The organism is Pseudomonas abyssi (assembly GCF_002307495.1).
GTDB classification, from domain to species: Bacteria; Pseudomonadota; Gammaproteobacteria; order Pseudomonadales; family Pseudomonadaceae; genus Halopseudomonas; species Halopseudomonas abyssi.
This window is the reverse complement of record NZ_NTMR01000021.1, coordinates 1-7,213: the sequence shown is the minus strand read 5'-3', so window position 1 is coordinate 7,213 and position 7,213 is coordinate 1. Positions and strand designations below refer to the sequence as shown.

Here is a 7,213-nt window from a genome sequence, read left to right as displayed (position 1 = left end):
GTGCCCCATCAACCATTAAATGCGTATACCCGAAATAATCAGCTGTATCCGGTGGGCAGGACGCCCACCGGACCTGCCCTTTGGGCGCGGTTCTGCGCGGGAGGGCGGACTGATCAGTCGAAGTCGAAATCCGACAGCTGTTTCTGCAAGCGACGTTCTTCGAGGTAGTTATCGATCAGTCGGCGCTTGGTAAGACTGTTGCGTGAACTGGGGGCGTTATCGGTTTCAGGGGCGTCGTCGTCCTCGACGAAGTCATCATCATCGTCCAGTTCGATGTCGGATTTTGCTTTGGCCATGACTCAACTCCACAGTGAAGATGCCATTTGCGCACCTTATAAACGCGAAGTTGTCTTTGCGGAAATAGAATTTTTTTATTGAAATTGGTCAAAAAACACAGGCTGTTTTCATAGCTGCCGCAGGCAGCGCCCTCAGTCGGAGGTCTTGTGCTTGTAATCGCACAGATCCTCTATCCGGCAGCTGCCGCATTGCGGCGTGCGCGCCTTGCAGACATAGCGCCCGTGCAGGATGAGCCAGTGATGGGCATCGACCAGAAATTCCTTCGGAACATGCTTGAGCAGCTTCTTTTCGACTTCCAGTACGTTTTTGCCTGGAGCGATGCCGGTGCGGTTGCTGACGCGGAAGATGTGCGTGTCGACGGCCATGGTTGGCTGGCCGAACGCGGTGTTCAGCACCACGTTGGCGGTTTTGCGGCCAACGCCGGGCAGGGCCTCCAGCGCTTCGCGATTGTCCGGAACCTGGCTGTTGTGTTGCTCGATGAGGATCTTGCAGGCGGCAATCACGTTGCGGGCCTTGCTGTTGAACAGCCCGATGGTCTTGATGTACTCGCTCAGACCGTCCACGCCCAGTGCGTAAATCGCCTCCGGGGTGTTGGCCACCGGGAACAGCTTGTCGGTCGCCTTGTTGACGCCCACGTCGGTCGCCTGGGCGGACAGGGTCACGGCGACCAGCAGCTCAAACGGCGTGCTGAAGTTCAGCTCGGTGGTCGGGTGCGGGTTGTCTTCACGCAGGCGGCGGAAGATCTCGTAGCGCTTTTCCTTGTTCATGGTGCCCGCTCAGTTGATAGTCCCGGTAACGCGTACGCGCTTGCTGCCAGCCGCCGCCGGCGTGATCTCACGGGCCGCTGCGCGCTCCTTGACCTTGGCGTCAATGAGGTTTTTAAGGGCAATCAGCAGTCCCATGAACACAAAGGCCCCCGGTGGCAGGATGACAAACAGCACATCCTTGTAGTGGGGGAACACCACCAGCGTCCAGTCGGCCGCGATAGGGCCCAGCAGCAGATCCATACCGGCAAACAGCGTGCCGTGCCCGACCAGCTCGCGCAGGCCGCCAAGCACCACCAGCACCAGCGCAAAACCCAGGCTCATCATGAAACCGTCTACCACTGAGGGAAGAATCGGGTTTTTGGACGCAAAGGCGTCGGCGCGGCCGAGAATCACGCAGTTGGTGACAATCAGCGGGATGAATATGCCGAGGATCTGGTACAGCTCGTAGGTAAACGCCTGCATCAGCAGCTCGATGCAGGTGGTCAGTGCGGCGATGATCATGACAAACGCCGGCAGCCGCACCGCGTCGGTCACGGCGCTGCGAATCAGCGACACCGCCAGGTTGGAGCCGGTCAGTACCAGCATGGTCGCCAAACCCAGGCCAAGGGCGTTGACCACCGAGCTGCTGACGCCCAGTAGCGGGCACAGACCTAACAGTTGCACTAGCCCGGCATTGTTGTGCCACAGGCCGTCTGCGGTGATCTCGGAGAGTGTCTTGTTGGCCATGGCTTAATCCTCGTCCAGCTGCAGCAGGGCGGCGCGGTGTTCGTCGAAATAATTCAGGGCCTGATAGACCGCCTTGACGACTGCGCGCGGGGTGATGGTAGCGCCGGTAAACTGGTCAAACTGCCCGCCATCCTTTTTCACCGCCCACTGATCAGGGATCGGCATGCTCAGGCTTTTGCCGTTAAATGACAGAATCCACTGGCTTTTGCCTGCGTCGATCTTGTCGCCGAGCCCGGGCGTCTCGCGGTGGCTGACGCTGCGCACGCCGGCGATGCTGCCGTCGGCGCGAATGCCGACCAGCAGGTCAATGCGGCCGCTGTAGCCATCGGGGGCGACAACCGGCAGGATCACGGCGCTGACGCGATCGCCCTGGCGAGCGCGGTAGGCCTCGGCCGGGGCGCTGAGGCTAAGGTGTTGGCGATCCTGCACGGTAAAGCTGTCAGTCAGCAGGTCGTTGTCATGCTGATCATGCGGCACGATCTCGTTCAGCGCGCTAAGCTGGACCCGCCGTTGGGCCTCGCTGATGCGCTCGGCGGTGCCCTGTTGGGTCACGGCGATCATACCGACGGTGGCAACGGCAAACAGGCCGAGAATCACGCTGTTGCGCAGGATCGAGCGACTGGTAGTAGTTGGCGTATCCATGGCTCAGTCCGTCTTGCCCATACCGCGCTTGGCCTTGCTGTGGCCGTAGGTGCGCGGTGTGCTGTAGTAGTCGATGGTGGGAGCGGCGAGGTTCATCAGCAGCACGGCAAAGGCCACCGCGTCAGGGTAACCCCCCCAAGCGCGGATCACATAGACCAGAATGCCGACGCCGGCGCCAAAGATCAGCCGACCCTGCTTGCTGGTTGCGCCCGAGACCGGGTCGGTGACGATAAAAAACGCCCCGAGCATGGTTGCACCGCTGAACAGGTGAAACAGGGGGGAGCCGTTGGAGTCTGAGCCGCTGCCATTCCAGAACAGCAGGCTCATCAGCGCCAGCGCGCCGAGCATGCCGACCGGAGCGTGCCAGCTGTAGATACGCTTGTACAGGAGCGCGGCACCGCCCAGCAAGTAAGCCAGGCTCACCCACTCCCAGCCATGGCCGGCAAACTGGCCGAAGACTGGCTTGGCGGCGTACAGCTCGGCCATGGTCAAGCTGCTGTTGGTCTTGACCACATCCAGCGGGGTTGCCTGGGTCCAGCCATCTATCGCGCCGCCGCTGGGCAGGAAGATACGACTGAGGCCATCCATCAGGCCCAGTGTGGCCTGCACATCCGGTACAACGGCTTCAATGCCGCGCCAGGCCGGCCAGCTGGTCATTTCCACCGGGAAGGAAATCAGCACCACCACGTAGCCCAGCATCGCCGGGTTGAACGGGTTCTGGCCCAGACCGCCGTATAGTTGCTTGCCAAACACGATTGCGAAGCTGACAGCGATCAGCGTCAGCCACCAGGGCGCGTAGGGGGGGAGCGCCAGGGCCAGCAGCCAGGCGGTAACCAAGGCGCTGCCATCACGCAGAAAGAACCCGATCGGGCGCTTGCGAACCCACAGGATCAGCGCTTCCACAGCCAGAGCGACGGCGCTGGCGTAGAGGATGTTGATCAGGGTGCCAAAGCCGAAGAACCAGGTCAGGGTCAGCACGCCGGGCAGGGTGGCGCCCAGTACCCAGAGCATGATGGTCTGGGTGTGGTTGTTGCCTTTGGCGTGGGGTGAGGTCATGCGAACCAGCGCCATCAGTTGGTCTCCTTGCTGGCCATGTAGTCGGCGAAGGCCTTGGCGGCAACGTCGAGCGCGGCGCGGGCAGTGTCGAGGTGTTGCTGGGCGGCGACGGTATCTCCGCCGGCTTGCTCAGCGTCTTTCAACTCGCGTTCGGCCCGTTTGAAGTCAGCCTTGCAGGTGGCCATGCTGGTTTTCAGCGCGCGCAGCTGCTCATCGACCGGTTTCTTGTCCACAAGCTGGCGCTGCGGCGGCGGAATCGGGCTGTTGTTTTCTGCTTCATGCAAGGCCGTCTCAGCGCTCTGACAGGCCTGTTGCTGGTTGGCCAGCTGGGCCTGCAGGTCAGCATCTTCCGGGTTCTCACTCAGGGCGCGTTCGGTTTTCTTCAGTGCCGCACGTGCCATGGCCAGATCCAGCTTGGCCTGCTTGAGTTTTTCATCAACCGGCTTCTTGGTCGTGGTGCTGGCCGGGATGCGGGCGTCAGCTGCCTCGACCTGCTCTCGCAGCTTGGCGATCTCGGCTTGCTGCTCTTCGCTTGGGCTGTCGCCGGCGCTGCGCTCTGCCTTCTTCAGTGCGGCGCGCAGCATGGCTGCCTCAATCTTCAGCTTCTTGGTCTCATCGTCGCCGCCGGCCTGGGGCGCTGGCGCAGCGGGCTGGTTGCTGGACTCGCCCTGGGCCTGGTCAAAGGCTTCCTGAGCTTGCCGTGCAGCTTGTTCAAGCTGCGGAATCTGTGCCTGCAGCTCGGCGTTGTCCGGGTTGGCGACCAGCTGCTTCTGCGCTTTCTTCAACGCCATCTGCGCGGTGGCGGCGGCGATCTTCAGTTGCTTCTGTTCCGGTGACAAGCCGCCCGCTTTGGGTGCCGGTGCATCGCTCGTCGGCGTACCGGCACCGGATTCGGCTTGCTTGGCGGCTTCAGCCTCTTTGGCTGCCTTGATACGCGCGGCCTTTTCAGCGCGCGCTAGGCGATCTCGCTCTTTTTGCTCGGCCTCGCGCTGCAGGCGTTCCTGACGGTGCTCAAAGCGCTGGCGGGAATGGTCGGCCTTGTGTTGCTGCAGGTCCAAAGCGCGAATATCGGACTTGGCGGCGCGGTAGTACTGCACCAGCGGAATGCTGCTGGGGCAGACGTAGGAGCAGGCGCCGCATTCGATGCAGTCGAACAGATGCTGACGCTTGAGCTGATCGTAGTCCTTGCCCAGGGCAAAGAAATGCAGCTGCTGCGGCAACAGGCTGGCCGGGCAGGCTTCGGCGCACAGGCCGCAGCGGATGCAGGGCTGCGCCGGCGGTGGCGGCGGCAGTTCATCACGGGTGCCGGCGAGCAGGCAGTTGGTGGTCTTGACGAGGGGGGCATCCAGGCTTTGCAGGGTAAAGCCCATCATTGGCCCGCCCATGACCAGGCGGAACAGCTTGTCTGGCTGCAGGCCGGCAAAGTCCAGCAGTTCACGAATCGGCGTGCCAATCAGCGCTTCAACGTTGGTTGGATGGCTCAGCGCCTCGCCGGTCAGGGTGGTGATGCGCTTGATCAGCGGCTGACCGAGCACGACGGCATCGTGGATCGCCAGCAGGGTGCCCACGTTCTGGCAGACCATGCCAAGGTCGGCGGGCAGACCGCCGCTGGGCACTTCCTTGCCGGTCAGAATCTGAATCAGCTGCTTTTCGCCGCCGGAGGGGTACTTGGTCGGGAACACTACGACCTGCATGGCGCGCTCGCCAACCGCCGCGCGCATGGCCTGCGCGGCTTCGGGCTTGTTGTCCTCAATGCCGATCAGCACCTGCTCGGGCTGCAGCACATGCATCAGAATCTCGATGCCGGCGATGATCTCGGGCGCTCGGTAGCGCATGGCACTGTCGTCGGCGGTGATATAGGGCTCGCACTCGGTGCCGTTGATGATCAGCGTATGGATCTTCTGCTCGGGGCGTGCCTTGAGCTTTACGGCGGTCGGGAACCCGGCGCCGCCCAGGCCGCTGATACCGGCCTGGCGGATCAGTTCCAGCAGGGTGACCGGCTCCAGTGCACGAAAGTCGGTAACGGGCTGCAGCTCGCACCAGCGGTCGTCGCCGTCGGCCTCGATGTGGATAGCCCATTCCTCAAGACCGGATGCGTGCGGGTAGGGCGCAGGCCCGATGGCGGTGACCGTGCCGGAGGTCGGCGCGTGCACGGGACAGCTGACCATGCTGCTGGCCTCGGCGATTATCTGGCCCTTGAGTACCGTGTCGCCAACGGACACACAGGGTTCGGCGCGACCACCCAGATGTTGCTGCAGAGGCACTGTCAGCAGGGCCGGAAGCGGCGCGATCTCAATGCCGTGGCCAAGGGATTGGGTCTTGTTCTCGGCTGGGTGAATACCACCGGGAATGTCCCAGATACGGATCGGGGTAGCTGCAGTCATCAGGCGGCTCCCCGGCTGGCGTCAGTGGCGATCAGGGCAGTACTGGGCAGCGGGAAGTCCCACTTCCAGTTTTGCGGCGTGGTGGGCAACGGCAGCATGTCGATGCAGTCGACCGGGCAGGGCTCCACGCAGAGGTCACAGCCGGTGCACTCGTCGGTGATGACGGTGTGCATCTGCTTGGCTGCGCCCAGGATGGCATCCACCGGGCAGGCCTGGATGCACTTGGTGCAGCCGATGCACTCAGCTTCACGAATGTAGGCGACCATGCGGGGCTTTTCTTCGCCGTGCTCGGCGTCCAGCGGCAGCGCTTCAACGTCCAGCAGGTCAGCCAGCGCCTGAATGGTGGATTCGCCACCGGGCGGGCATTTGTTGATCGGCTCGCCATTGGCGATGCCTTCGGCGTAGGGCCGGCAGCCGGGATGGCCACACTGGCCGCATTGGGTTTGCGGCAGCAGGTCGTTGATCTGGTCGACAATAGGGTCACCGTCGACCTTGAAGCGGACAGCGGCAAAGCCGAGGACGGCGCCGAAAATCAGCGCCAGCCCCAGCAGAACGAGTACGGCAGTTATGATCATCGACATGCTTACAACCTTATCAGGCCGGTGAAGCCCATAAAGGCCAGCGACATCAGGCCCGCAGTGATCATGCCGATGGCGGCACCACGGAACGGTGTAGGCACGTCAGCGATGGCGATACGCTCACGCAGGCCGGCAAACAGGATCAGGATCATCGAGAAACCAATCGCTGCACCAAGGCCGTAGGTGGCGGACTTCATGAAGGTCTGCTCGGCACGATTGGTGTTCAGCAGCGCCACGCCCAGCACCGCGCAGTTGGTGGTGATCAGCGGCAGAAAGATGCCCAGTACCCGGTAGAGCAGCGGGCTGGTCTTGTGTACGACCATCTCGGTGAACTGCACCACAACCGCGATGACCAGAATAAAGGAGATGGTGCGCAGGAACTCAAGATCCAGCGGTACCAGAATGTACTGAAACGTCAGGTAGCTGAGGATAGACGCCAGCGTTAGTACAAAGGTGGTGGCGGCGGACATGCCGATGGCGGTTTCCAGCTTGCCGGACACGCCCATGAAGGGACACAGCCCGAGAAACTGCACCAAGACGAAATTGTTGACCAGTATGGTACTGACCAGAATAAGGGCAAATTCAGCCATTGACCCAACCCCATGTGTGGCCAGGCAGCGCGACTCTTGCGGTCGCTGCGCCCGGTCCGGCTAATCAGGGCGGCCCGCGCCGCCCCATCACTGCACTTCTGACGTTATTTGACGCGCTGGCCTGGCTTGGCACCCTGATCGGGGCTCAGCAGGAAAATCTCTTCACCGCCGGG

General features: G+C 62.4%; 9 protein-coding genes. All 9 read right to left on the bottom strand.

Annotated elements, in window-relative coordinates; genetic code table 11:
* Positions 1 to 113 precede the first annotated feature (113 nt).
* Complete coding sequence (locus CNQ84_RS15480) at positions 114 to 296, bottom strand: PA3496 family putative envelope integrity protein (protein WP_096005741.1); 183 nt, start codon at positions 294 to 296, stop codon at positions 114 to 116.
* Between the two features lie 132 nt (positions 297 to 428).
* Positions 429 to 1,064, bottom strand: coding sequence for an endonuclease III (gene nth, locus CNQ84_RS15475; RefSeq protein WP_096005740.1), 636 nt, complete (start codon positions 1,062 to 1,064; stop codon positions 429 to 431).
* 9 nt (positions 1,065 to 1,073) lie between these two features.
* A complete protein-coding gene (locus tag CNQ84_RS15470; RefSeq protein WP_096005739.1) occupies positions 1,074 to 1,790 on the bottom strand; it encodes an electron transport complex subunit E in 717 nt (238 codons plus the stop codon).
* A 3-nt stretch (positions 1,791 to 1,793) separates the two neighbouring features.
* Complete coding sequence (rsxG, locus tag CNQ84_RS15465; RefSeq protein WP_096005738.1) at positions 1,794 to 2,432, bottom strand: electron transport complex subunit RsxG; 639 nt, start codon at positions 2,430 to 2,432, stop codon at positions 1,794 to 1,796.
* 3 nt (positions 2,433 to 2,435) lie between these two features.
* Positions 2,436 to 3,503 (bottom strand): electron transport complex subunit RsxD, encoded by a 1,068-nt coding sequence (rsxD, locus tag CNQ84_RS15460; RefSeq protein WP_096005737.1) that lies wholly within the window; start codon positions 3,501 to 3,503, stop codon positions 2,436 to 2,438.
* Positions 3,503 to 5,872 carry an electron transport complex subunit RsxC gene (gene rsxC, locus CNQ84_RS15455; protein WP_096005736.1) on the bottom strand — a complete coding sequence of 790 codons (2,370 nt, stop codon included), beginning with the start codon at positions 5,870 to 5,872 and terminating at the stop codon, positions 3,503 to 3,505. The genes rsxD and rsxC overlap by 1 nt, the downstream gene beginning before the upstream one ends.
* Entirely contained in the window at positions 5,872 to 6,453 is a 582-nt protein-coding gene (rsxB, locus tag CNQ84_RS15450; protein WP_096005735.1) for an electron transport complex subunit RsxB, read from the bottom strand. The genes rsxC and rsxB overlap by 1 nt, the downstream gene beginning before the upstream one ends.
* Positions 6,454 to 6,455: 2 nt before the next feature.
* On the bottom strand, positions 6,456 to 7,040 hold the full coding sequence (gene rsxA, locus CNQ84_RS15445; protein WP_083726308.1) for an electron transport complex subunit RsxA: 585 nt from the start codon (positions 7,038 to 7,040) through the stop codon (positions 6,456 to 6,458).
* 104 nt (positions 7,041 to 7,144) lie between these two features.
* Positions 7,145 to 7,213, bottom strand: a 69-nt coding sequence (locus CNQ84_RS21165) for a hypothetical protein (RefSeq protein WP_425439977.1), incomplete at its 5' end; no start/stop codon positions are given.

Coding starts and splice junctions, on each gene's coding strand:
- CNQ84_RS15480 (WP_096005741.1), bottom strand. CDS start 296: ATGGCCAAAGCAAAATCCGACATCGAACTGGACGATGATGATGACTTC.
- nth (WP_096005740.1), bottom strand. CDS start 1,064: ATGAACAAGGAAAAGCGCTACGAGATCTTCCGCCGCCTGCGTGAAGAC.
- CNQ84_RS15470 (WP_096005739.1), bottom strand. CDS start 1,790: ATGGCCAACAAGACACTCTCCGAGATCACCGCAGACGGCCTGTGGCAC.
- rsxG (WP_096005738.1), bottom strand. CDS start 2,432: ATGGATACGCCAACTACTACCAGTCGCTCGATCCTGCGCAACAGCGTG.
- rsxD (WP_096005737.1), bottom strand. CDS start 3,503: ATGGCGCTGGTTCGCATGACCTCACCCCACGCCAAAGGCAACAACCAC.
- rsxC (WP_096005736.1), bottom strand. CDS start 5,872: ATGACTGCAGCTACCCCGATCCGTATCTGGGACATTCCCGGTGGTATT.
- rsxB (WP_096005735.1), bottom strand. CDS start 6,453: ATGTCGATGATCATAACTGCCGTACTCGTTCTGCTGGGGCTGGCGCTG.
- rsxA (WP_083726308.1), bottom strand. CDS start 7,040: ATGGCTGAATTTGCCCTTATTCTGGTCAGTACCATACTGGTCAACAAT.